The sequence below is a fragment of the Cupriavidus sp. GW821-FHT07C08 genome (assembly GCF_059419025.1).
On record NZ_JBWKQZ010000042.1, the window covers coordinates 39,129 to 63,002 of the forward strand.

The 23,874-nt window shown below is 66.7% G+C and carries 24 protein-coding genes and 1 pseudogene; 17 read left to right on the plus strand and 8 right to left on the minus strand.

The window, feature by feature from the left end; genetic code table 11:
• Nucleotides 1-191: 191 nt before the first annotated feature.
• The 8 genes from aroQ (at nucleotide 192) to AC07UK_RS35430 (ending at nucleotide 7,534) form a co-directional block, all read left to right on the plus strand.
• Entirely contained in the window at nucleotides 192-689 is a 498-nt protein-coding gene (gene aroQ / locus AC07UK_RS35395; protein WP_011616025.1) for a type II 3-dehydroquinate dehydratase, read from the plus strand.
• A 165-nt stretch (nucleotides 690-854) separates the two neighbouring features.
• Nucleotides 855-1,316: an acetyl-CoA carboxylase biotin carboxyl carrier protein gene (gene accB, locus AC07UK_RS35400; RefSeq protein WP_114130930.1), complete on the plus strand. Its 462-nt coding sequence runs from the start codon at nucleotides 855-857 to the stop codon at nucleotides 1,314-1,316.
• A gap of 246 nt (nucleotides 1,317-1,562) precedes the next feature.
• Nucleotides 1,563-2,915: an acetyl-CoA carboxylase biotin carboxylase subunit gene (accC, locus tag AC07UK_RS35405; RefSeq protein ID WP_018312111.1), complete on the plus strand. Its 1,353-nt coding sequence runs from the start codon at nucleotides 1,563-1,565 to the stop codon at nucleotides 2,913-2,915.
• Nucleotides 2,916-2,958: 43 nt separating this feature from the next.
• The gene (gene prmA, locus AC07UK_RS35410; protein WP_436222639.1) at nucleotides 2,959-3,861 is read left to right on the plus strand and encodes a 50S ribosomal protein L11 methyltransferase; all 903 of its coding nucleotides are present in this window, start codon (nucleotides 2,959-2,961) and stop codon (nucleotides 3,859-3,861) included.
• A gap of 9 nt (nucleotides 3,862-3,870) precedes the next feature.
• Nucleotides 3,871-5,337 carry a DUF3426 domain-containing protein gene (locus AC07UK_RS35415; RefSeq protein ID WP_436222640.1) on the plus strand — a complete coding sequence of 489 codons (1,467 nt, stop codon included), beginning with the start codon at nucleotides 3,871-3,873 and terminating at the stop codon, nucleotides 5,335-5,337.
• Between the two features lie 99 nt (nucleotides 5,338-5,436).
• On the plus strand, nucleotides 5,437-5,937 hold the full coding sequence (gene tpx / locus AC07UK_RS35420; RefSeq protein WP_114130927.1) for a thiol peroxidase: 501 nt from the start codon (nucleotides 5,437-5,439) through the stop codon (nucleotides 5,935-5,937).
• Between the two features lie 144 nt (nucleotides 5,938-6,081).
• Nucleotides 6,082-7,029: a carbohydrate kinase family protein gene (locus AC07UK_RS35425; protein ID WP_436222641.1), complete on the plus strand. Its 948-nt coding sequence runs from the start codon at nucleotides 6,082-6,084 to the stop codon at nucleotides 7,027-7,029.
• Between the two features lie 37 nt (nucleotides 7,030-7,066).
• Nucleotides 7,067-7,534, plus strand: a complete 468-nt coding sequence (locus tag AC07UK_RS35430; protein WP_436222642.1) for an outer membrane lipoprotein — start codon at nucleotides 7,067-7,069, stop codon at nucleotides 7,532-7,534.
• A gap of 286 nt (nucleotides 7,535-7,820) precedes the next feature.
• Here the strand turns inward: AC07UK_RS35430 and AC07UK_RS35435 are convergent, their stop codons facing one another.
• Nucleotides 7,821-8,408 (minus strand): histone H1-like DNA-binding protein, encoded by a 588-nt coding sequence (locus AC07UK_RS35435; protein ID WP_018312105.1) that lies wholly within the window; start codon nucleotides 8,406-8,408, stop codon nucleotides 7,821-7,823.
• Between the two features lie 1,527 nt (nucleotides 8,409-9,935).
• Here AC07UK_RS35435 and AC07UK_RS35440 point away from each other — a divergent pair.
• The gene (locus AC07UK_RS35440; protein ID WP_436222644.1) at nucleotides 9,936-10,400 is read left to right on the plus strand and encodes a DUF2147 domain-containing protein; all 465 of its coding nucleotides are present in this window, start codon (nucleotides 9,936-9,938) and stop codon (nucleotides 10,398-10,400) included.
• A gap of 134 nt (nucleotides 10,401-10,534) precedes the next feature.
• Here AC07UK_RS35440 and AC07UK_RS35445 read toward each other — a convergent pair whose 3' ends face one another.
• Entirely contained in the window at nucleotides 10,535-12,640 is a 2,106-nt protein-coding gene (locus tag AC07UK_RS35445; protein WP_494687794.1) for a TonB-dependent receptor, read from the minus strand.
• A 179-nt stretch (nucleotides 12,641-12,819) separates the two neighbouring features.
• Complete coding sequence (locus tag AC07UK_RS35450) at nucleotides 12,820-13,698, minus strand: LysR family transcriptional regulator (RefSeq protein ID WP_494687795.1); 879 nt, start codon at nucleotides 13,696-13,698, stop codon at nucleotides 12,820-12,822.
• Between the two features lie 130 nt (nucleotides 13,699-13,828).
• On the opposite strand from AC07UK_RS35450, the gene AC07UK_RS35455 reads away from it, so the two are divergent.
• From AC07UK_RS35455 to AC07UK_RS35465, 3 genes are all read left to right on the plus strand, one after another.
• Complete coding sequence (locus AC07UK_RS35455; RefSeq protein WP_494687796.1) at nucleotides 13,829-14,221, plus strand: tautomerase family protein; 393 nt, start codon at nucleotides 13,829-13,831, stop codon at nucleotides 14,219-14,221.
• A 200-nt stretch (nucleotides 14,222-14,421) separates the two neighbouring features.
• A complete protein-coding gene (locus tag AC07UK_RS35460; RefSeq protein WP_494687797.1) occupies nucleotides 14,422-15,813 on the plus strand; it encodes a GntP family permease in 1,392 nt (463 codons plus the stop codon).
• A 250-nt stretch (nucleotides 15,814-16,063) separates the two neighbouring features.
• Nucleotides 16,064-16,897, plus strand: coding sequence for an aldo/keto reductase (locus AC07UK_RS35465; protein WP_436222648.1), 834 nt, complete (start codon nucleotides 16,064-16,066; stop codon nucleotides 16,895-16,897).
• A gap of 22 nt (nucleotides 16,898-16,919) precedes the next feature.
• Here the strand turns inward: AC07UK_RS35465 and AC07UK_RS35470 are convergent, their stop codons facing one another.
• Nucleotides 16,920-17,342, minus strand: a complete 423-nt coding sequence (locus AC07UK_RS35470; protein WP_114134128.1) for a hypothetical protein — start codon at nucleotides 17,340-17,342, stop codon at nucleotides 16,920-16,922.
• Nucleotides 17,343-17,546: 204 nt separating this feature from the next.
• Between AC07UK_RS35470 and AC07UK_RS35475 the strand changes: the two genes are divergently transcribed.
• Complete coding sequence (locus AC07UK_RS35475) at nucleotides 17,547-18,125, plus strand: BPSL1445 family SYLF domain-containing lipoprotein (RefSeq protein ID WP_316151493.1); 579 nt, start codon at nucleotides 17,547-17,549, stop codon at nucleotides 18,123-18,125.
• 108 nt (nucleotides 18,126-18,233) lie between these two features.
• The gene (locus AC07UK_RS35480; RefSeq protein ID WP_153954193.1) at nucleotides 18,234-19,133 is read left to right on the plus strand and encodes a recombination-associated protein RdgC; all 900 of its coding nucleotides are present in this window, start codon (nucleotides 18,234-18,236) and stop codon (nucleotides 19,131-19,133) included.
• 54 nt (nucleotides 19,134-19,187) lie between these two features.
• Here the strand turns inward: AC07UK_RS35480 and AC07UK_RS35485 are convergent, their stop codons facing one another.
• Nucleotides 19,188-19,631, minus strand: a complete 444-nt coding sequence (locus AC07UK_RS35485) for a thioesterase family protein (protein WP_436222649.1) — start codon at nucleotides 19,629-19,631, stop codon at nucleotides 19,188-19,190.
• A gap of 284 nt (nucleotides 19,632-19,915) precedes the next feature.
• Between AC07UK_RS35485 and AC07UK_RS35490 the strand changes: the two genes are divergently transcribed.
• The 3 genes from AC07UK_RS35490 to AC07UK_RS35500 all read left to right on the plus strand — a co-directional run bounded on the left by AC07UK_RS35490 (nucleotide 19,916) and on the right by AC07UK_RS35500 (nucleotide 22,629).
• Nucleotides 19,916-20,908: a Bug family tripartite tricarboxylate transporter substrate binding protein gene (locus tag AC07UK_RS35490; RefSeq protein ID WP_436222650.1), complete on the plus strand. Its 993-nt coding sequence runs from the start codon at nucleotides 19,916-19,918 to the stop codon at nucleotides 20,906-20,908.
• Nucleotides 20,909-21,126: 218 nt separating this feature from the next.
• Nucleotides 21,127-21,744 (plus strand): hypothetical protein, encoded by a 618-nt coding sequence (locus tag AC07UK_RS35495; RefSeq protein WP_436222651.1) that lies wholly within the window; start codon nucleotides 21,127-21,129, stop codon nucleotides 21,742-21,744.
• Between the two features lie 114 nt (nucleotides 21,745-21,858).
• Entirely contained in the window at nucleotides 21,859-22,629 is a 771-nt protein-coding gene (locus AC07UK_RS35500) for a methyl-accepting chemotaxis protein (RefSeq protein WP_494687798.1), read from the plus strand.
• Between the two features lie 12 nt (nucleotides 22,630-22,641).
• Here the strand turns inward: AC07UK_RS35500 and AC07UK_RS35505 are convergent, their stop codons facing one another.
• The 3 genes and pseudogenes from AC07UK_RS35505 to AC07UK_RS35515 all read right to left on the minus strand — a co-directional run.
• Entirely contained in the window at nucleotides 22,642-23,178 is a 537-nt protein-coding gene (locus AC07UK_RS35505; protein WP_494687800.1) for a FadR/GntR family transcriptional regulator, read from the minus strand.
• A gap of 39 nt (nucleotides 23,179-23,217) precedes the next feature.
• Nucleotides 23,218-23,621: pseudogene (locus AC07UK_RS35510) on the minus strand (MFS transporter); the annotation flags it as partial.
• Between the two features lie 62 nt (nucleotides 23,622-23,683).
• Nucleotides 23,684-23,874, minus strand: a 191-nt coding sequence (locus AC07UK_RS35515; RefSeq protein WP_494687799.1) for a hypothetical protein, incomplete at its 5' end; no start/stop codon positions are given.

Here is a 23,874-nt window from a genome sequence, read left to right on the forward strand (position 1 = left end):
TTCTTCCGCCAAATTCGCTGAATTTCGGTTTTCTTCAGCGATTTGTTTCGCCGGGGCACCAAAACGGCCATAAAGTGCTTCAAGGGCCGCCGAAGCGTCGCAAAGGTCGCCAAGCCTTGTATCGCGCGCTAGACAAATCCCTCTAAGCTACGGTAATCTCCGCGCAATTTCGTTGATCTGGTCGAGCCGCCGTGACTGCAACCCGCTCCATCCGTCGCTCAGCCCGCTACCGCAAGGTGCTGGTCCTGCATGGGCCGAACCTGAACCTGCTGGGCACGCGCGAGCCGGAAACCTACGGGCACACGACGCTTGCCGATATCGACGCGGCCCTGGCCGAACGCGCGGCAAAAGCCGGTGTTTCGCTGGATACGTTCCAGTCCAACCATGAGGGGGCACTGGTCGACCGCATCCACGCCGCACGCGCGGAAGGGGTCGAGTTCATCATCATCAACCCGGCTGCCTACACGCACACCAGCGTGGCACTGCGCGATGCCCTGGCCGGCGTGGCGATCCCGTTCGTCGAGGTGCACCTGTCCAACGTGCACCGGCGCGAAAGCTTTCGCCACCACTCCTATTTCTCTGACGTGGCGGTCGGAGTGATCTGCGGGCTCGGCTGGCAGGGTTACCTGCTGGCGCTGGACTATGTGCTGGGCCAGGAGCAGCCGCCACCCGAGAGTTCGGGGAGCTGAACTCCCAAGATTTTTTCGACAACCTGCGCGCGCCGCCCGGCGGCCTGCGCCCGTTGGCGTGCCTCGGCACGGCGGGCGCGGATTTCCGGTGGCCGGCAACACGATTCTTCCGCCGAGGCCCGTCCCGGGCAGCGGCCGGATAACCCGATTCAGGAGGATAAAAAGATGGACCTGCGCAAGCTGAAGACGCTTATCGACCTGGTGGCCGAATCCGGCATCTCCGAGCTGGAAGTCACCGAAGGCGACGGCAAGGTACGCATCGTCAAGCAACCGCCGCAGATCGTCGCCGCGCCGATGGCCATGCCGCAGATGCAGGCGCTGCCGCCCGCCGCGGCCGCCGCACCGGCTGGTGCCGCGGCACCGGCTGCAGAGCCCGTCGCCCAACTGCCCGCCGGCCATGTGGTGACCTCGCCGATGGTGGGCACGTTCTACCGTGCGCCGTCGCCGGGCGCCGCGCCGTTCGTCAACGTCGGCGACTCGGTCAAGGAAGGCCAGACCGTCTGCATCATCGAAGCCATGAAGCTGCTCAACGAAATCGAGTGCGACAAGGCCGGCGTCATCAAGGAAATCCTGGTCGAGAACGGCCAGGCCGTCGAGTACGGCCAGCCGCTGTTCGTCATCGGCTGATCCTGACCGGCATGCCATGCCGCACGCTGCCGTCGGCCATGCAAGTGGCCTCCGCAGCAGTGCCCGCGCGGCATGCCATGGCGTTGTTTGGCGCCAGGGACGTTTTGGGCTTCGCGGCCCGTTCCGTGCAGTTCCATGCAGTTCCGCGCAGTATGGCGGCCGCGGCGGCGACAGCCCCCGGGCCGCGCGCCCGGCGTGCCGTTGCGGCACGCAGCGGGACCGCTACTGTTCTCGCAGAGAGAGACCATGTTTGAAAAAATTCTGATCGCGAACCGCGGCGAAATCGCTCTTCGCATCCAGCGCGCCTGCCGCGAACTGGGCATCAAGACGGTCGTGGTGTACTCCGAGGCCGACAAGGAGGCCAAGTACGTACGCCTGGCAGACGAAGCCGTCTGCATCGGCCCGGCCCCGTCGCCGCTGTCGTACCTGAACATGCCGGCCATCATCTCGGCCGCCGAAGTGACCGACGCGCAAGCCATCCACCCCGGCTACGGCTTCCTGTCCGAGAACGCCGACTTTGCCGAGCGCGTGGAGAAATCCGGCTTCGTCTTTATCGGCCCGACCGCCGACAGCATCCGCCTGATGGGCGACAAGGTGTCGGCCAAGCAATCCATGATCAAGGCCGGCGTGCCGTGCGTGCCCGGCTCGGACGGCGCCCTGCCCGACGATCCCAAGGAAATCCTGGCCACCGCGCGCCGCGTGGGCTACCCGGTGATCATCAAGGCCGCAGGCGGCGGCGGTGGCCGCGGCATGCGGGTGGTGCACACGGAAGCCGCGCTGATCAATGCCGTCAACATGACGCGTGAAGAAGCCGGCCGCGCCTTCGGCAATCCCGAGGTCTACATGGAGAAGTTCCTTGAGAACCCGCGCCATGTGGAAATCCAGATCCTCGCCGACCAGCACCGCCAGGCGATCTGGCTGGGCGAGCGCGACTGCTCGATGCAGCGCCGCCACCAGAAGGTGATCGAGGAAGCGCCCGCACCGCACATTCCGCGCCGCCTGATCGAGCGCATCGGCGACCGCTGCGCCGAGGCCTGCAAGAAGATGGGCTATCGCGGCGCCGGCACGTTCGAGTTCCTGTACGAGAACAACGAGTTCTACTTCATCGAGATGAACACGCGCGTGCAGGTCGAGCACCCGGTCACCGAGATGATCACCGGCATCGACATCGTGCAGGAACAGATCCGCATCGCCTTCGGCGAGAAGCTGCGCTTGCGCCAGAAGGATGTGCAGTTCCGTGGCCACGCGATCGAATGCCGCGTGAACGCCGAGGATCCGTTCAAGTTCACGCCGTCGCCGGGCCGCATCACCGCCTGGCACATGCCCGGCGGCCCGGGTGTGCGGGTCGACTCGCACGCGTATGATGGTTACTTCGTCCCGCCCAACTACGATTCGATGATCGGCAAGATCATCACTTACGGCGCCACGCGCGAGCAGGCCATTGCCCGCATGCGCATCGCGCTGTCCGAAATGGTGGTGGACGGGATCCAGACCAACGTGCCGCTGCACCGCGAGCTGATGATGGATGCCAACTTCGTTGAAGGCGGCACCAGCATCCACTACCTCGAGCATCGCCTGGCGGAGCGCGCGAAGGCTTGACGCAACGTTACCCGCAATACACAAGCAGCAAGCAAGGAAGCCCGTGGCATTTCAGGAATGTGTGATCGAAGTGGCGCAGGACCAGGCCGAGGCCTGGTCTGACGCCCTGTTCGACCTCGGCGCGCTGTCGGTCTCGGTGGAAGACGCCGATGCCGACACGCCTGACGAGCAGCCGCTCTTTGGCGAGCCCGGGCTGGAACCGAAGCAACTCGCGTGGAACCGCTCGCGCGTGGTGGCGCTGTTCGGCGATGACGCCGATCCGGCCGTGGTGGTGGCGGCAGCCGCCAACCAGCTGGGCATCGACCCGGTGCCGGCCTACCAGCTGCGCGCGGTCGAGGACCAGGACTGGGTGCGGCTGACGCAATCCCAGTTCGAGCCGATCCGCATCGGCGAGCGCATCTGGGTGGTGCCGTCGTGGCACGACGCACCCGAGCCCGATGCCGTGGTGCTGGAGCTCGACCCGGGCCTGGCCTTCGGCACCGGCAGCCATCCCACCACGCGGTTATGCATGCAGTGGCTGGAGCAGAACCTGAAGCCGGGCGAAACCGTGCTCGACTACGGCTGCGGCTCCGGCATCCTGGCCATCGTGGCGCGCAAGCTGGGCGCGGGCGACACCGTCGGCATCGACATCGATCCCAACGCGGTGGAAGCGTCGCGCTACAACGCCGAGCGCAACCGGGTGGAAGCCTCGTTCGCGCTGCCCGAATCGGTGTCCGAGGCCAGCTACGACCTGGTGGTCGCCAATATCCTGTCCAATCCGCTCAAGCTGATGGCCGCCATGCTGAGCGCGCGCGTGCGCGCCGGCGGACGGCTGGTGCTGTCCGGCGTCCTGGAGCGCCAGGCGGATGAAGTCGCCGCGGCCTACGCGCCCTGGCTGCCGCTGACGGTGTGGCGCAGCGAGGAAGGCTGGGTGTGCCTGCATGGCACCCGCGGCACCCGTCCCTGATTCACACCGATGGCCGCCGTCAAGCTAGTCACGCGCTGCCCGGCCTGCCGCACCGCCTTCCGGCTGGTCGCGGACCAGTTGCGCCTGCGCCAGGGCCTGGTGCGCTGCGGCCAGTGCGAAACGGTGTTCGACGCGCGCGAGCACCTGATCGAGATTCCGCTGCCGGCCGACGCTGCGTCATCGGCATCATCAGCGCCATCTGCGGCAACTTCACCGGCCGCGCCTGCCGCCCCCTCGGCGCCGCCCGCATCGGCTGACGCCGCGCCTGCGCCGCAGCCTGCCTTCACTCCGACCATCGACCCCGGCTATGACGTGCCGGCGCTGGATGCGCCGACGATGCTGATGTCGTCGCCGGAGGACATGGCCATGCCGGCACCCGCCGGCATGGAAGACACCGAGATCGAGCAGGCGCTGCGCGAAGCCAACGAAGCCGTCGCCCATCGCGATGCACGCGAGGCGGAACGCCAGGCTGGCGGCCCGGATGCGGCAGGGCCCGCCCCCGTCACGGCACCGGAGCAAGCCGAGGATACGCCGGCACAGCCGGCCCCCGCGTCGGCGTGGCCGGCACTCGATCACGGCGCGCTCGATACCCCCGCCGCACCAGTGGCATCCCCGACTGCTGCGGGAGCACCGGCAGCGCCGCAACCCGCCGACGCCGAGCCCGCGCCAGTGGCACCCGCTGCCAGCATCCCCAGCGCAAGCGAGTTCCTGCGCGCGGCGTCAGCCGATGCCGGATCCGAGCCGACCGCGTGGCCGGATGAGGCATCGGCCCACCCCACCGCCCCGCCCACCTCACCCACCGTTGGCGACGACGACAACGCCCCCGGCCCCGACACCGGCCAGCCCTCCACCGTCACCGGCGGCGCCGTCGCGCGCGAGCAGACCACGCGCCGCTGGGCGCGCACCGAAGCACCGGCCGGCCCGGTCTTCGCCCCCGACTTCCTGCGCCACGCGCGTGAGCGCGAGCGTGAACGCCAGCCCCGCAAGCCAGTGGCCGTGCCGCGTTCCGCCTGGCGCGTGGCCGCCGTGGTGCTTGCCATCGCCGCGGCCGTGCAAGTGGTCTACCTGGCACGCAGCCAGCTGGCCGGCCAGTTCCCGATGCTGCGCCCGGCACTCGAGGCCGCCTGCGCGCCGCTGGGCTGCGACGTGCCGCCGTGGCGCGACATCGATGCGCTGCGCATCGAGACCTCGCAGCTGCAGCGCCAGGATGAGGACGGCGACACCTACCTGCTGGCGGTCACGCTGCGCAACCTGGGCCGCGCCAGCACCGCCCTGCCCGCGATCGAGCTGGTGATGACCGACCTGCAGGACCAGCTGCTGCTGCGCCGGGTGCTGCAGCCCGCGGAGTACCTGGAGCCGTCGCAGAAGGCCTTTGCCGCGCAGGGTCTTCGCGCGGGCATGGAGCTGCCGGTTCGGGTACGATTCCGAACGCAGCAGGCGCCAGCCAACTATCGCGTGCTGATTTTTTACCCCTGAATTCCCGGCCCGCCGCCGGACCGAATCCGAGTCCTGCGGCAGGCCGCGCCCCCCGCTCCGGACACGAGCCGGAAATCCATCAGACAACAAGGAGTAGACATGAGCAACGTCACCCTCGGCGGCAACGCCATCGAAGTCGCAGGCAAGTTCCCGCAAGCCGGCGACAAGGCCCCCGCCTTCTCGCTGGTCGGCAAGGACCTGAAGGACGTCACGCTGGCCGACTTCGCCGGCAAGCGCAAGGTGCTGAACATCGTCCCGAGCCTGGATACTCCGGTGTGCCAGGCCTCCGCGCGCAAGTTCAATGAAGCCGCCAGCGGCCTCGCCAACACCGTGGTGCTGACGATCTCGGCCGACCTGCCGTTCGCCATGGGCCGCTTCTGCACGGCCGAAGGCCTGGCCAACGTGGTGCCGCTGTCGACCATGCGCGGCGCCGAGTTCAAGGGCAACTACGGCGTGGACATCAAGACCGGCCCGCTGGCCGGCGTGACCGCCCGTGCCGTGGTGGTGCTCGACGAGAACGACACCGTCAAGTACAGCCAGCTGGTGCCCGAGATCAAGAACGAGCCGGATTACGACGCCGCCCTGGCCGCGCTGAAGTAATCAGCGGCACGCCCGGGAACCCGCGGGTTCCCGGACGGCAGCGGCCGCCCGCATCCCGGGGCGGCCGCTTTTTTGTTTTCTGCCTGACCGATACTGCCCGCAAGGGCTCCATTCCACCCAATCACCCCAACACCTGGAGAGAGCATGGCCAGCCTGATCTGCGGCTCCGTCGCCTACGACACCATCATGACGTTCGACGGACGCTTCCGTGAACACATCCTGCCGGACCAGATCCACATGCTGAACGTCTCGTTCCTGGTGCCCGGCATGCGCCGCGAGTTCGGCGGCTGCGCCGGCAACATCGCCTACACGCTGAAGATGCTTGGCGGCGATCCCGTGGTGATGGCCACCGTCGGCACCGATGCCGAACCCTACCTGGACTACCTGCGCAAGCTGGAGATCCCCACCGGCCACATCCGCGTCCTGCCTGAGACCTTCACCGCGCAGGCGATGATCACCACCGACCTGGACAACAACCAGATCACCGCCTTTCACCCTGGCGCAATGAGCCAGTCGCAGTTGAACAACGTCAAGGATGCACTGGGCGGCGCCAGCGCGCCGGGCCTGGGCATCGTCGCGCCCGACAGCCGCGAGGGCATGCTGCACCATGCGCGCCAGTTCGCCGAGGCCGGCGTGCCATTCATCTTTGACCTGGGTCAGGCCATGCCCCTGTTCAACGGGGAAGACCTGCGCGAGTTCGTTGAACTCGCCAGTTACGTGACAGTCAATGACTACGAAGCGCAGGTCCTGCTGTCCCGTACCGCCTGGACCAGCGCCGAGGTTGCCGCCAAGGTTCGTGCTTTCATCGTCACGCACGGCGAGCGCGGCGCCAGCATCTTTGCCGATGGTCGCCAGTACGCGATCCCGGCCGTTGCGGCCGAGCGCATCGTGGACCCGACCGGGTGTGGCGACGCCTTCCGTGGCGGCCTGCTTTACGGCATTGAGAACGGATTAGACTGGGAAACGACTGGCCGCCTGGCATCGCTGATGGGTTCGGTCAAGATCGCGCAACAGGGTCCGCAGAACCACTGGTTGTCGCGCGAGGAAATCGGCAACCGGTTCCAGTCTGCATTCGGGTACCGCTACGCCTGACCTGCGGCCAGCGCGTGGCTTTCTTTCGGGAAACGACATGAACAACAAGCTACGTGGCGGTGCCGTTGCCGTCCTTGCCGTCACCGCCCTGGTTGCCGGCTGCGCTACGCAATCCAACTCCAACAGCGTCTATGGCACGGGCCAGGCGCAGCGCGAACAGACCGTGCGCTACGGCGTGGTCGAAGGCATCCGCGAGGTCACCATCCAGGGTAACCAGACCGGCGCCGGCACGCTGGCGGGCGGTGCCATCGGCGGCATTGCCGCCGGCAGCACCATCGGCGGCGGCAACGGCGCGGTGGCGGCCGGGATCCTCGGCGCGGTGCTCGGCGGCATTGCCGGCAGCGCGGCCGAGAACAAGATCAACCAGCGCCGCGGGCTGGAGATCACCGTACGCCTGGAAAACGGCGAGATGCGCGCGATCACGCAGGAGGCCGACGAAGCCTTCCGCCCCGGCGAGCGCGTACGGCTGCTGTCCTCGGGCGGCGTGACCCGGGTCACGCACTGAGCCCTCGCGGCCCCGCAGGGCCGCGCCAGGGCGCAGCAAGGCGCGCCGCACCCGCAAGGGTCGCGGCGCTTTTTCTTTTCGGCTTTGCAATTCCGTAACAGTGGCGGACCGCTCCCACGCGCGGGCGCGCGCCCATGAAAAAACCCGCCGGGCGGATGCCATCGGCGGGTCGGCAAGACCTGGTGTCTTGCGGACCGGATACGCAGTATCCGGTCATGCGGGCACGCGCTGCGTGCCGGTGCGGTTCCTTGCGGAACGCGTAAGGTCCACTCCGTGGCGGAGCAGCTTACGGACGGTTGCCCGTCGGGAACGGCCAGGCAGCAGCCGGGTTCAGCGCGGTCTTGGCAGCCGAAGCGGGAGCAACGGCAGGGGCCGCGGCAGGCTTGGCGGCAGCCTTCTTGGCCGCCGGCTTCTTGGCAGCAGCCTTCTTGGCAGCCGGCTTCTTGGCGGCAGCCTTCTTGGCCGGTGCAGCCTTCTTGGCAGCAACCTTCTTCACCGCAGCCTTCTTGGCCGGAGCCTTCTTGGCGACAGCCTTCTTGGCGACAGCCTTCTTGGCCACGACCTTCTTGGCGGCAACCTTCTTCACTGCAGCCTTCTTGGCCGGAGCCTTCTTGGCTGCAACCTTCTTGGTCGCGACCTTCTTGGCGGCTACCTTCTTCACCGCGGCCTTCTTGGCCGGGGCCTTCTTGGCGGCTGCCTTCTTGGCCGGTGCAGCCTTCTTGGCTGCGACCTTCTTCACAGCGGCCTTCTTGGCCGGTGCCTTCTTGGCGGCCGGTGCTGCCTTCTTGGCGGCTACCTTCTTCACAGCAGCCTTCTTGGCGGCCGGCTTGGCGGCCTTCTTAGCCGCCGGCTTTTTCTTTGCAGCAGTTGCCATGGATAACTCCTTCACTAGAGAGTGAATATCGAATGACCTAAGTTGGCGACCCGACCGACCCGAGGCGCATTACAGCAGCGCGGCCCCAGTCGAGCGAGCGATTCATCGGCGTGCGGCCCGACCACTGCTGCACGCTAATGAATTTGGTTGCAGGCGCACCGCCCGTGGCGGTGACTTGGCGGCCGGAGCGAGCCCGCAAGCGGGTCTCGGGCACGTGCCGCGCCCTGGAATATTCGATCAGCCCGCACCGCCCGTTGAGCCGGCGCACGGCCAGAAATGAGGAGATATCGGACAGCTGGCCTGCGGTGCGGGCTTGGCCTCGCGCACGGCAGGCGGCATTCATTCGGTGGTAGCGGGTCCAACCCGTTAATGGACCAAGGGAGACTGCACGCGTTTTAAGAAGCCGGTCCGGCCTGGTCTGCGTCAAAGTTCTCGTGCTCCTCAGCTACTACCTTCGTCACTGCATCGAAGCGCGCATCGCGCTTGTCGTTCCATCTTGCTTCCTGCTTCTCTGCAATGAAGTGAGACTCTTGTCAAGGCGAATCATAATTCGTTTGCACGATGATGTTAAGAAAAAAGTGCAAAAAAACTTGCCTGCATGTTTCGCTCGAACTAGTTCTCACGCGCGGTGTCACGAAGACGTTGCCGATAGCATCGCAACGCGTCGCTCGCGCGCTGGCGCCGATGCGCGTTTCGCACGCTCGCACAGGCAGCGCGACACCCCATCGCACGCACCGCGCATCGCAGCTTTTACACACCGCGACAAACGCTGACGACCAGCATCGCAACGCGCGCCTGACGATTGCGCAACGACGCTGCGCGCGTCATCGCGTTTTCCGAAAAGCCGCATGGACAAAGGCTTTGCGGGCGATGCACCGATACGCGTGCGGCAGCCGTCGACTGGCGCGGACACGTTCCTGAACGCGCGCGCGCCGCGCAGCGTGACACACGCCCTGCATGCTTTACACAGTCGGCAGCGCACGCACGCGCCGCCATGCGAGCGAGCCTCGCTCATGCTCGCCTCGCGCTTCGCGCGACAGCGTCGCACACACCCTCCGAGAGTGATGCGTGCACGCAACGGTTTGCATCGACGCAACAGCGCGAAGACATCGCGAGGGCATCAAAGCGTTGCGATCGAGCCAAGCCGCGACGCTCGCGAAGCATCGCGGCAACACTTCGGCAGACGCTTCGATCAAGCCATCGGCATGCGTGTTCGATCCGCGCGCCTGCCGTGCGATCCGGATCGCGCGCGCCGTGCCTCGCGTGTTCGCGCTCTCACCCTCGCCGCTCGTCGCACCACTCGCCTCGCCCTGCCGGCAGCGCGTCGTACGTCCGCTTAGAGGATTGCTTCAGCGCCCGCCCGCCGGTGTCTTTTGCTGCATCACAATAACCCGCAAACGGCAGCTGCATGCGGCTTTGCGGGTAGCAGGCGAGGGCGGCGGAAAGGCGCGCGCCGCGCCGCGCCGGATTGCGGCGCGGCCTCGGCGCCAGTAGATTGGCGTGGCTACGAACCTCAAAGGAGACATCATGCGCATCCATTCCCCCCTTGCTTCGACCCTGCGCGCCGCCGTGCTTGCCGCCACCCTGCTTGGCAGCGCCGCGGCGATGGCGCAGGCCACGCCCAGCGGCACGTGGAAGACCATCGACGACAACACCGGCAAGCCGCGCGGGCTGGTGGAGATCGCCGAGAAGAACGGCGTCTTCAGCGGACGCCTGATCAAGACCTTCGTCGAGAGCGACGGCAAGCCGCGCGTGTGCGACAAGTGCACCGACGCACGCAAGGACCAGCCCGTCATCGGCATGACCATCCTCTCCGGCCTGCGCAAGACCGGCGACAACGAGTGGAGCGGCGGCGAGATCCTGGACCCGGAGAACGGCAAGGTCTACAAGAGCAAGATGTCGCTGGCCGAGGACGGCAACAAGCTCAACGTGCGCGGCTTCATCGGCATCAGCCTGATCGGCCGCACCCAGACCTGGGAACGCGACCACTGACCCTGCCGGCACGGCGCAGGACTCAGGGTTTCTCCGGGGCATGCCGCTGCGTGTCCCAGCCGAAGGAGAAACGGCAGTCGAAAAAAAACGGGCGGTGATGAACCGCCCGGTTTTTTTGTCCACGATGCTGCGCTTTACATCCGGTAGCGCAGGGTGGCCATCACGCTGCGCGGGGCACCCGGCATGTTCAGGTTGGCATTCGAACCATGCGCCGAGACGATGTAGTTCTTGTTGAACAGGTTGTACAGGTTCAACTGCGCCTCGAACGGACCATGGCGGTACCAGGCCATCATGTCCGCCGTGACATAGCCCGGCAGCGTGACGGTATTGGCCTGATCGGCCATGCGGGCGCCGACCAGGTTCAGGCCGCCGCCGATGCCAAAGCCGTTGCCCAGCGTCTTGGTCAGCCAGACGTTGCCGGAGTGGCGAGGCGTCAGCGTGGCACGCTTGCCCTGGAACAAGGGGGTCGACTTGGTCACCACTGCATCCAGGTAGGCATAGCCGGCCAGCACGCGCCAGCCGCTGCCGAGCTCCGCGGCGCCGCTCAGCTCGATGCCGTCCGTGCGCTGCTCGCCAACCGGAATCAGCGCCGTGCCGGTGGCATTGGCGATCTTCATATTGTTCCGTTCCAGCCGGAATACCGAAATCGTCGTGCTCGCCTTGCCGTCGAGCCAGTCGTACTTGGCGCCGACTTCGGCATTGTTGGTCGTCTCCGGCGCCAGTTCGGCGTTGTTGGCGGCCAGCGCGAAGGTCTCACCCGAGGGCTGGAACGACCGGCTCCACGACACGTAGTACGACTGCACCTTCGACGGCTGCCAGACCAGGCCCGCACGCGGGCTCCAGGCATTGTCGGTGCGCGACAGGTTCTTCTGGCCAGCCAGGCGCTGGTTGGTGTCCTGCTGGAAGTTGTCGTAACGCACGCCGAACAGCGCCTTCCACTGCTCGGTAAAGGTGATCATGTCCTGCGTGTAGAACGCCAGGGTCTTGGCGGTGGCCAGGTTGCTCGTGGCAGGCGTGCCGCCGACCAGGCGCGGCAGCGTCGGCAGCACCGGGTTGAACAGATCGAAGGTGCCCGGCACGGCCTTGGAGAAATTGACCAGATCCTTGTTCTGCTGGCCGATCTCCATCCCGTACAGGATTTCGTGCCTGGTACCGAGGATCGTCGCCTTCTGTGTCAGGTCCGTCTGGTTGAACCAGCCGTGCTCCTCGCGGTAGACGTTGGAGTGCGACATCGTCAGCCGCTGTGTCACCTCGTTGACCGCGCTGGTCAGCGTGTTATTGCGATCCAGCGAGTAGTGGTAGTACCGCGTGGCGTTGCGGATCGACCAGTCGTCGTTGAAGCGATGGTTGATCGTGGCAGTGCCCGAGTACACACGCGACTGGCTATAGTCGGCGTCGCGCGCATTGGCCGCCCCGTAATAGCGCGAGGCCGGCACGTCCACCGGGCGCCCCTTGTAGGCCGGGATGCCGAAGTCCGTCACGCGGCGGTCTTCGAGGTAGTCGGCCTGCAGCAGCACGGTGGTCTCTGGCGCGATGCGCAGTTCCAGGGACGGCGCCACGGCGGCACGGTCCAGGAACTGCTGCGAGCGGTAGCTGTTGGCCTTCTCCACCGCGCCGGTCACGCGGAAAGCGGCGGCGCCGTCGGCGAACACGCGGCCCACGTCGGCCTCGGCGCGACGGTCGGCCCACATGCCGTAGCTAAGCGCGAAGTCGGTGACGTCGATACCCGGCTTCTTGGTCACGCGGTTGATCAGGCCCCCCGACGAACCGCGGCCGTACAGCACCGCCGCCGGTCCCTTGATGACTTCGACGCGGTCGACGTTGGACAGGTCGCGGAAGTACAGCGCATCGTCGCGGATGCCGTCGACGAACTGGTCGGCGATGGCGGAAAAGCCGCGGATCGACACCTGGTCGCGCTGGCCGTCGCCGGTGGAGAACGACACGCCCGGCACGTTCTTCAGCGCATCCTGCATCGAAGTGGCGTGCTGGTCGCGCATGACATCACCGGTGACCACGTTGACGGTCTGCGGGATGTCGCGCAGCGGCGCCTCGGTCTTGGTCGCGCTGACCGCATTGGACGGGTTATAGCCGGTGCCAAGCTCGCGGCTGACGTCGGCCCTGACCGTGACCTCAGGCAACTGCGCCGAAGCGTCTGGCGCGGCCTGGGCCCACCCCAGCATCGGTTGAAATACGAAGCTCCCCGCCACCGCGGCACAGATCGGGTGAAGTTTTATTCTCATTTCCGTGTAATCGGCTGTAATAGTTTTGAAAACGCGGGCGCATTATCGATTACAGGATTGTCACGGTCAACGAGATTGCGAATTATTCCTATTCGCGGTCAATATATGTTGCTTTAAGCACAAGGCTGAGCCAGCACCGCTATTCCTGTGCCGTATCCCGAACTTCAGAAACTCATTCCCTACACCAGCTGCCCGGCAAGTGCATCGCGCGCCTCGGCAACAAAGGCTGACTCACCGCGCCGGCCCGGCAACAGGAAAAACTCCGCCTCCGGCAGCCGCGGCAGGCCCAGCCGCGCGATGGTGGCGCCATCCAGCGGTGCCACGCCGGGGCCGATCGCCGACGCATTCAGGCACGACAACCCCAGCCCCGCCGCCAGCGCCAAGTGCAGCCCCGCGACGCCCGACGCCGAGTGCGCAACCTCGAATGGCAGCCGCTTGCGCAGCAGCAGCTGCACCACGTACTGATGCAGCGAGCAGGTGTCGGGCAGCAGCACCAGCGGCAGCGTCGCGGGCAGGCTGTCGGCCTCGGCCGGCGCGGCGACCCAGGCCAGCGGCTCGCGCCGCAGCACCGTGCCGCGCGTGCCCGCGCCCTGCCCGCGCGTGCCGGGCAGGCGCATGCTGAGGCCGATATCGAAGGTGTCCATCTCCGCGGCGGCATCGATTGCCGCGCTCTTCATCACCGTCACGTGCAGGCGCAGGTACGGGTAGCGCTCGCGCAGGCGCCGCAGCATGCCGGCGATCTCGCCCGGGCGGAAGTAATCGGTCACGGCCAGCCGCAGTTCGCCCGCCAGCGCGTGGCCGCGCAACTCCTGCAGGGCCAGCTCGTTCAGCGCCAGGATGCGCCGCGCGTGTTCCAGCAGCCGCTCCCCCGCCGGCGTCGGCACCGCGCCATGCCGTCCGCGCGACAGCAGCGGCACGCCGGCGCGCTCCTCCAGCTTGCGCAGCTGCTCGCTGACCGAGGACTGCGACAGGAACAGCCTGGGCGCCGCCGCCGACAGGCTACCGCTGTCCGCGACCGTGACAAAGGTGCGCAACTGGTCGGTTTCGAATCCACGCATGGCAAGGCTCCGGCAAGGGTGGCATTACTTCGGATAACCCGATGGTTCACATCGGATATTCCCGCTTTTCCGATACTACACCACCCCCTACCATGGCATCACCCACCCACGCAAAACCAAGGAGCCAGCCATGCCCCACATCGTCCTGCACTTGTCCGGCCAGCCCGATGCCGCCCTCACCCGCCGCAGCGCCAGGGCGATCGCCGACCTGACCGAGCGCGTGCTCGGCAAGAAGCGCGACGTGATTGCCGTCACGGTCCAGTACATCCCGCACGACAGCTGGATCATCGCCGACGTGCCGCTGTCGGAGCAGGGCCGCAACGCCTTCCACCTGGACATCAGCGTGACCGATGAAACCAACACCAAGGCGGAGAAAGCGCAGTTCATCGAGGCCGTGTTCGAGACCATGTCGGGGCTGCTGGGCAAGCTGCATCCGGTGTCGTACGTGCACGTGATCGACGCCCGCGCCGCGGCCTATGGCTACGGCGGGCGCACGCAGGAGTATAGCCACCAGCACGGCTGAAACAGCGCACCTCCTTCATGCCGGCTGTCATCTCAGTGCCCCGCGGCGAGACCAGAGGTTTCGCCGCGCGCCAAGCTGTGGCACAGTCGCCCGCTGATCCCTTTTCCTGACGGACTGACAGAGACAAGGCGCCACAAGCGCCAGCCCCCGCGCGGCAAACGGACCGCACCTCAGGACAAGGCAACCCTGAAGGAGATCCGATGTCGTTTCTGATCGTGCTGGCAGCCCTTGCCTTTCTGATGTTCGCCGCGTACCGCGGCTACAGCGTGATCCTGTTCGCGCCCATCGCCGCACTGGGCGCGGTGCTGCTGACCGACCCGTCCGCGGTCGCACCGGTGTTCACCGGCATCTTCATGGAGAAGATGGTCGGCTTCGTGAAGCTGTATTTCCCCGTGTTTTTATTAGGTGCGGTGTTCGGCAAGGTAGTTGAGCTGTCCGGCTTTTCCGAATCCATCGTCGCCGCGGCGATCCGCTATATCGGGCGCTCGCGCGCCAACGCCGTGATCGTCACGGTGTGCGCGCTGCTGACCTATGGCGGCGTGTCGCTGTTCGTGGTGGTGTTCGCGGTCTATCCGTTCGCGGCCGAGCTGTACCGCCAGAGCAACATCCCCAAGCGGCTGATGCCGGGCGCGATCGCGCTGGGCGCGTTCTCGTTCACCATGGATTCGCTGCCGGGCACGCCGCAGATCCAGAACATCATCCCCACCAACTTCTTCAACACCACCTCGTGGGCCGCGCCGGTGCTGGGCGTGGCCGGCTCGCTGTTTATTTTGGTGGTGGGCCTGAGCTACCTGGAATGGCGCCGCCGCGGCGCCGCCGCGCGTGACGAAGGCTACGGCACCAACCTGCGCAACGAGCCCGAGCGCAGCCAGTCCGGCAAGCTGCCGCACCCGCTGCTGGCGCTGCTGCCGCTGGTGGTGGTGGGCGTGGCCAACTTCTGGCTGACGCGGATGATCCCGCTCTGGTATGGCCCTTCCAACAGCGTGGCGCTGCCGGGCCTGCCCAAGCCGGTGGAAACCAAGATCGCCAGCGTGACCGCGATCTGGGCAGTGGAAGGCGCGCTGCTGCTGGGCATCGCCGTGGTGCTGGTGACCGCCTTCGGCGCCCTGCGCGAGCGCTTTGCCGAGGGCACCAAGGGCGCCGTCGGCGGCGCGCTGCTGGCGTCGATGAACACGGCATCGGAATACGGCTTCGGCGGGGTCATCGCCGCGCTGCCCGGCTTCCTGGTAGTCAGCGACGCGCTGCGCGCGATCCCCAACCCGCTGGTCAATGCCGCGGTCTCGGTCAGCACGCTGGCCGGCATAACCGGCTCGGCCTCGGGCGGCATGAGCATTGCGCTGGCGGCGATGTCGCAGACCTTTATCGCGGGCGCGCAGGCCATGCAGATCCCGCTGGAGGTGCTGCACCGCGTCGTATCGATGGCCAGCGGCGGCATGGACACGCTGCCGCACAACGGCGCCGTGATCACGCTACTGGCGGTGACCGGCCTGACCCACCGCGAGTCCTACCGCGATATCTTCGCCGTCACAATGATCAAGACCGCCGCGGTGTTCTTCGTCATCGCCGTGTATTTTCTGACCGGACTGGTCTGAAGCAATCCCTGCCCGCGCGGCTTGTACATTTCAGGTGTTGTTAACTAGACAAAATGTATTGACCTGCCGCACCTCAAGCGCCGTGGATTAGGCTTGAGATGGGTTAAACCAACGGCCCAGAGCCACAATTGAGGGGGCAGGTCATGGACAAGTTTAGCAAGTACGTGGGCCTGGATGTTCACCAAGAAACCATTGCCGTGGCGGTTGGGTGCCGCCGGGCACTTGACCCGACAAACCAGGAAGCGAACACATGAAGCAAATCACCCTGCCCGACGGCGAGCGCGTCCCGGCGCTCGGCATGGGAACGTGGAATATGGGCGAGTCGCGCGCCGCGCGCGCCGAAGAAATCGCCACGCTGCGCCTGGGCCTGGACCTTGGCCTGCGGCTGATCGATACCGCCGAGATGTATGGTGAGGGCCAGTCCGAGGAGATGATCGGCGAAGCCATCGCCGGGCGCCGCGACGAGGCCTTCCTCGTCAGCAAGGTCTACCCCTTCAACGCCAGCCGGCGCGGCACCGTGCAGGCCTGCGAGCGCAGCCTGAAGCGGCTGCGCACCGACCGCATCGACCTCTATTTATTGCACTGGCGCGGCGGCGTGCCGCTGGAAGAGACGGTGCAGGCCATGGAGGCGCTGCAGCGCGACGGCAAGATCCGCCGCTGGGGCGTGAGCAACCTCGACCTGTCCGACCTGCAGGAATTGTGGGACGCGCCGGGCGGCGACCGGCTGGTCACCAACCAGCTGCTGTACAACCTGGGCCGGCGCGGCATCGAATGGGACCTGCTGCCGTGGCTGCGCCAGCGTGGCGTGCCGGTAATGGCCTATTCGCCGATCGAGCAGTCACGCCTGCTGGGCAACCCCGGGCTGAAGCGCTTTGCGCGCGACCACGGCATGACGGCGGCACAGGCGGCGCTGGCCTGGCTGCTGGCGCAGGACGGCGTCATCGCCATCCCCAAGACCGGCCGGCGCGAGCGCCTGCAGGAGAATCTGGGCGCGCTGTCGCATACGCTGTCGGCCGCCCAGCTGGCCGAACTCGACCGCATCTTCCCGCCGCCCGACGGCCCGGGCCCGCTGGAAATGCTCTGAGCAGGCTGCCGGGCGCGTGCCCTCAGGGCACGCGGGCCACGTAGCGCTCGCGCTCGACGTAGCGCACTAGGTAGCTGCGCGCCTTCTCGCGGGTGTCGGTGGTCACGCGCGCCGCTGCCTGGCGCGCGCTGCTCTTGCCGTGCGACGACGACATCTGCGCATCCAGGTAGCTGCGGAAGGAATCATGCATGGCGTTCAGTTCAGGCTCGCACGCGGCCAGCGCCAGGTTGGCCACGTCCTTGGGCTGGCCCTTGGCCGACAGGTTATCGTTGGCCTTCTTCTGGGCGCAATCCATGTATTTGGCGCGCAGCGCCTGCCAGCCGCTGCTGTCGACGGCCGACTGCGATCCGGCACCCGCGGCGCCGGCGTCATTGGAAGAACCCGAAGGATGTGAAGCGCACGCGGCCAGGAAGGCCAGCGGCAGGGCGGTCAGGAGTTTTTTCATGGAAGGATGATGCTGTCACGGCGCATTGGCCACCCCATGTGTCAGCCATGGGACGTTCCGGGCGCAAGACTGACTATTCTTGCCGCGAATGGCCCCCCGGCACCACCTTCGTCACAAATGGAAACGTCTCTGCGCGGTCCGGCATTTGCCCGGGTGCTTCCGGCGCCTATGCTTCAAAGACGACAACAACACCAAGGAGACGAGATGAAACGTCGAACCTTCCTTTCGGCCAGCGCGGGTCTGGCCCTTGGCAGCCTGGCCCTGGGTGCCTGCACCACCACCAAACCCGAAGCCACCAGCGACAAGGCCGCGCGCCGGCGCGAGCTGGACTCCGGCGTAGACGGCACGCTGTCGCGCCTATACGACTCGGTCAAGGGCTCGCGCGAGCTCGGCAACCGCGCACGCGGCATCCTGGTGTTCCCGAAGACGCTGACGGCGGGCTTTATCGTCGGCGGCGAGTATGGCGACGGTGCCCTGCGCTCGGGCGGCGCCACGCGCGGCTACTACCGCCTGATCGCCGGCTCGGTCGGCTGGCAGATCGGTGCGCAGTCCAAGGCCGTGATCCTGATGTTCCTGACGCCGGATGCCTACGACAAGTTCGTGCGCAGCAGCGGCTGGACCGCGGGCGTCGATGCCACCGTGGCAGTGGCCACCATTGGCGCAAACGGCGTGCTGGACACCAACACCGGCCAGCAGCCCATCGTCGGCTTCGTCTTGACCAATGCCGGCCTGATGGCGGGTCTGAGCTTCGAGGGCAGCAAGATCAGCAAGCTCGACCTGTAAGGGCGGGCCTTCGGTGACCGCCGCGCGGCTTGCGTGCTGCGCGGCGCCCTCCTTTTTCGCGTCCGCGGGCCGCGAGAGGATAGAATTCGTCCCTTTGGCCGAATTCCCATGTGGTTCAAGAATCTGCAGGTCCATCGTTTCTCCGCCCCGTGGTCGCTGAGCGCCGACGAGGTTGAAGCCAGCCTGGCAAAGCACGCCTTCTTCCCCGGTACCAGCCTCGAAATGCAGACGCAAGGCTGGGCCTCGCCGCGTGACAACGGCCAGCTGGTCCATACCGTCGGCGGCCAGATGCTGCTGACGCTGCGCACGGAAAAGAAGCTGCTGCCCACTACCGTGGTCAACCAGGTCACGCGCGCCCGCGCCGCGGAAGTTGAAGAGCAGCAAGGCTACAAGCCGGGCCGCAAGCAAATGAAGGAACTGAAGGAGCAGGTCACCGAAGAACTGCTGCCGCGCGCCTTCAGCATCCGCCGCGACACGCGTGTGTGGATCGACCCGGACAACGGCTGGCTTGCCATCGACGCCGCCGCCACGGCCAAGGCCGATGAAGTGCGCGGCATGCTGTTCAAGGCGCTGGATCCGCTGCCGCTGATCAACCTGCACGTCAACCAGTCGCCGGTGGCGGCCATGACCGAATGGCTGGCCGGGGATGCGGCACCGGGCGGCTTCACCGTCGACCAGGAAATCGAGTTGCAATCCGGCGCGGAAAGCAAGGCCACCGTGCGCTATGTGCGCCACCCGCTGGACCCGGAAGACCTGCGCCGCCATATCGCCGCCGGCAAGCGCTGCACGCGCCTGGCGATGACGTGGAACGACCGCGTGTCGTTCGTGCTGACCGACGGGCTGGTGGTCAAGAAGGTGGCCCCGCTCGACGTGATCAAGGAACAGGCCGATGGCACGGCGCACGATGAAGACGAGCGCTTCGACGCCGATTTCACCATGATGGCCGGCGAACTCTCCGGCATGCTCAGCGACCTCACCGAGGCGCTGGGCGGCGAGCGCAAGGCGTAAGCCGAATTTCTTGCAGGAACGTGGCGCTGTTGAAGGACAGCGCCATGCAAGCGGTTACTCCACCCAGTTCACCTTCGGGAATCGCCTGGCGAACCCCTCCGGCATCGCCACCACATTCTTCCCCACGTAGTCGAAGAAGACAAAGCCCGACTTGGCCATCGCGATCAGCGCGCCATCGGCAGGCCGCGTGATGCGGAAGATGATGTCGCCGCCGTACTTGTTGAAGTCCATCACCCCCACCTCGAACTGCAGCTGGTCGCGCGCATGTGCCTCGTTGCGGTACATCGTGGCCAGGTCGGTCACGATGATGCCCACCCCTTCCTGCCGCACATCCTCGCTGCCGAATTCATACAGGAACCGCGCCCGCGCCTCGGAGATCATCGAGATCATCGAATCGTTGGCAAGGTGGTTGGCCGAGTTAATGTCGGTCACGCGCACGGTCAGGTGCGTGGCGTAGCAGAACTGGTCGGCGGGCAGGTCGAGTTTGAGGCGGGCCATGATGGAACAAGCAAGAAATGGATCAGGCGCCGCACGGGATCAGGCAGGCAAGCGGCAGAGACGGCGGCTGCGCCCATCATAAGGGAAACCCCGGTTCGGATTGCGGCACTGCCGCATACACCCTCCCGCACATGCCCCCGGGTAAGTACTCCCCACTCTTTTCGTCCATCCCGCCGATGCCCCGGCATGGCGCTGCCTCGTAGGCTGCGGTTTGCCGTGGTCACTGGCGCCCTGGCGCGCCCGTACCGCGCACCGACACGATGTCAACGACTGGAGGAAACACGATGCAAGCCGACCGCCGCAAGGTCCTGCACTGGCTGGGAGCAGGTTCCCTGGCCGCCACCGCCTGGACCCTTGGAATCAGCCGGGGGTGGGCCCAGCAGGCTTACCCGTCGCGCCCGGTGCGGCTGGTCGTGCCCTACCCGCCCGGCGGTGCCACCGACGTGCTGGCGCGCGCGCTGGGCGACCCGCTCAGCAAGCTGTGGCAGCGCCCGGTGATCGTGGAGAACCGCCCCGGCGTGGGCGGCATGATTGGCGCCGACGTAGTCGCCAAGGCGCCGGCGGACGGCTACACCCTGCTGCTGGCCCTGCCCAGTCTGGTGCAGACGCCCTATATGGTGGCCAAACCGCCGTTCGACCCGCTGCGCGACCTGACCGCCATCAGCCAGCTATGCACCACCAGCCTAGTGCTGACCGCCAGCAGCGCCATGCCGCGCACGCTGCCGCAGATGATCAGCCTGGCCAGGTCCCAGCCCGACAAGTATTCCTATGGCACCTATGGCATTGGCACCGGCGCCCATCTCTACATGCAGGTCTTCCTCAAGGGCGCGGGCGCCCAGCTGGTCCATGTCCCGTACAAGGGCGAAGCCCCCATCGCCACCGACCTGATCGGCGGCCAGATCTCGCTGGGCACGCTGTCGCCGATGACCGTGCGCCAGCATGCGCGCACCGGCAAGCTCCAGCCGCTGGCCGTTACCGGCAATACCCGCGCGCCGATGCTGCCGGATGTGCCGACCTTCCAGGAACTCGGCTACAAGGGGCTGGACGGCCCGGCCTGGTTTGGCCTGTTCACCACCGCCGGCGCGCCGCAGGCCATCGTCGACAAGATCTCGGCCGATGTGGAAACGGTGATGGCCGCGCCGGAGATCCGCCAGCGCCTGGCCGAGCTGGGGCTGATCGTCAAGACGACGCAGCCGGCGGCGTTCGCGGCGGCGACCAGAGCGGATCAGGCGTACTGGGGCAACGTGATCAAGGAGAACAATATCCGGCTGGACTGAGGCATGGCGACTGAAGCAGCGCCGCGGGCCGCGCCGCGACATCGTAGCGCCTGGCGCCGGCCCCGAACATCACTCAATTGCAGCAATTTGCCCGCAGTGTTGCGCGGCTGCGCCATGGCCTGTCGCAGCCGGTAGGCGTCGATATAATCAGCCGCGCAACACCATAAAGTAAGACATACGGGGTGCAGCGTCTTCTCGACTTACGCTGCGCGGGAACCATGACCAGCGCTGACCACGCCCTGACCGGACGGCTGTCCGCGACCATCCCTGCCCGCCGTGCCGCGGGCAGTTCCGTTTCTGCGCCAGCCGCGCCGCACACCCCGCTGCTGCAAGGCGTGCACCGCCGCGCAGACCAGCTGATGACGGCCATGCTGTGGGTGCTGGGCCTGTTGTCGCTGATCGTCGGCAATCACTATGGGTCGACCGGGCTGACGCTGACGCTGGGCTTGCCAATGGCGCTGCTCGGCACGCTGATGGCGGTCACCCTGCCCGCGCGCCTGGCTACGCGGCTGGCGATGGCCGTGCTGCTGATGATCTTCGTCGCACTGCTGATCCACCAGGCGCACGGGCAGGTGGAATTCCACTTCCTAGTGTTCGTCTCGCTGTCGCTGCTGCTGGCCTACCGCGACTTCCGCGTGATCCTGCTGGACGGCGGCGGTGATCGCGTTGCATCACCTGAGCTTCAACTTCTTCCAGCAGTGGGGCTGGAACACCATCTGCTTCACCGACCCCAGCTTCAATATGGTGCTGTTCCACGCCTCCTTCGTCATCGTGCAGACCGGCGTGCTGTGCGTGATCGCGTGGCGGCTGGAGCGCGATGCCCACGCCACCGATGAACTGAGCGCGCTGGCCGCGGGCATCGAGCGCGAACCCGGCTACCTGACGCTGACCGCCGATGGCGCCACCCGGACAGCGACTTCGCACGCGCCTTCCGCAAAACGCTGGACACCGTGCGCCAGACGCTGCTGCAGGTACGGAACACCGCAGGCACCGTGGCAGATGCGGCCGGCGACATCCTCGACACCAGCGCCACCGTCGCCCGCCGCACCGACGAACAGGCTCGCACCGTCGCGCACACCATGCAGGACATGCAGGCGCTGACCCAGGCCGCCCGCGCCAGCGCCGACCACGCCCGCGGCGCCTGCGAACTGGCCGGGGCCTCCAGCACCGTGGTCGCGCGCGGCAGTGGCGAGATCCTGTCGGTGATCCACATCATGGGCGAGATCAACGAGGCCTGCGGGCGCATCACCGAGATCATCGGCGTGATCGACAGCATTGCCTTCCAGACCAATATCCTGGCGCTGAACGCCGCCGTGGAGGCCGTGCGCGCGGGCGAGCACGGCAAAGGCTTTGCGGTGGTGGCCGGCGAGGTCCGACAACTGGCGCATCGCTGTGGCGCTGCGGCCAAGGAGATTCGCGGGCTAATCAATACCTCGGTCGAACGCGCGCACGCCGGCACGGAACTGGTCGGCCATACCGGCGAGACCATGAACGAGGTGGTGGCCAGCATCGGCAAGCTTGCCACGTTGGTAGAGGAACTGGCGACGCTGGGCGACAACCAGCGCAGCGGCATCGAAGGCATGGCCCGGCGCGTGGCGGAGATCCAGGCGGCATTCGAGGAGAATGCAGAGTTGGTGGCCAGTGCCGCCGAAGCTGCGCGGGTGCAGCGGCAGCAGACGGAGGGGCTGAACCGGGCGGTCGGGGTGTTCCGGCTGGGCTGACACCCGCTCAGCTCAATTCTCTTTCTCGTCCCCCGTGGGGAAATGCACGCCTGCACGGCGCGCCGCCAGCATGATGTGGCGCTCCATCGCGCGCTGCGCCTGCTCCGGCTGGCGGGCGGCCAGCGCCTCGATGATGGCGCTGTGCTCGGTGAAGGTGGCATTGCGCGCGCCGCGCCGGTAGTACGGCAGGCGCTGGCTCTCGCGCATCACCTCGGCGCTTTCGCGCAGAATCTCGCGGATGACCTGGTTGCCAGACACCGTGACGATCAGTGTGTGGAATTCGTAGTCGAGTTGCGAGGCTTCGTCATACGCATCCGCCTCGATCGCGCTCTGCATCGTGGCCGCGTTCTGGCGCAACTGCTCGATCTCGTTCTCGGAGATGGCCAGCGCAGCCAGCCGCGCGGTCAGCCCTTCCAGCGCAAAGCGCAGCTGGTAGATGTCGATCAGCGAATGCGTGGCCGCAAAGCGCCAGGGCGGCGTGGCCGCGGCGCTGTCGGCGGCGGCCGTCACGTAGACGCCCTTGCCCGGGCGCGACACCACCACGCCCATTCCCTGCAAGGTAGAGATCGCCTCACGCAGTGACGCGCGGCTGATAAAGCCGGCCAGGTTGGCGAACGAGTTGATCAGCGCAATGCCCGCCGCCGCGCCCACGCCCGACAGGATGGACGTCGGCAGGCTCCAGAACAGCGGCGAGGTGGCCAGGCTGCCGCCGGCGGCCAGCGCCAGGGCTGCCAGCGACAGCGCGGTGTTATGGCTGAACACGGCGCTCAGCACCAGGCCCGTGCCGCGCAGCAGAACGGCACGATCAGGTGCCAGCGGCGCTCGCACATGCGGTCAGAGCTGCGGCTGACCAGGATCATCGAACACACCGCCACGCCAAACGGGATCGCGGTCAGCAAACCGACGTCCAGCACGCTCTTCACGCCGGTCTGCTTGATCAGCGTGGGCAGCCAGAAAGTCAGCCCGTACTGGCCCATCACCGTGCAGAAGCAGCGAGCAACTGATACTCAATTCTTGCTCAGAAGTGTCTATAGTTGCTCGCCATAAGCAAAGTCTATCGGATCAACGAAATGGCGAGCATCATGGGCAGACCTTCGGCGCCGTGCTGAGCGCTTACAGCGACCAGGTTTCGAAGACCGGCAAAGCACGGAACCGGCTGTATGCCCTCGAAAAAGCCCATCGCAAAGCCGGTCGCATCGCCAAGGCCGAGCGCATCAGGAAGTGCAACCTCGGACGCGTGAAACT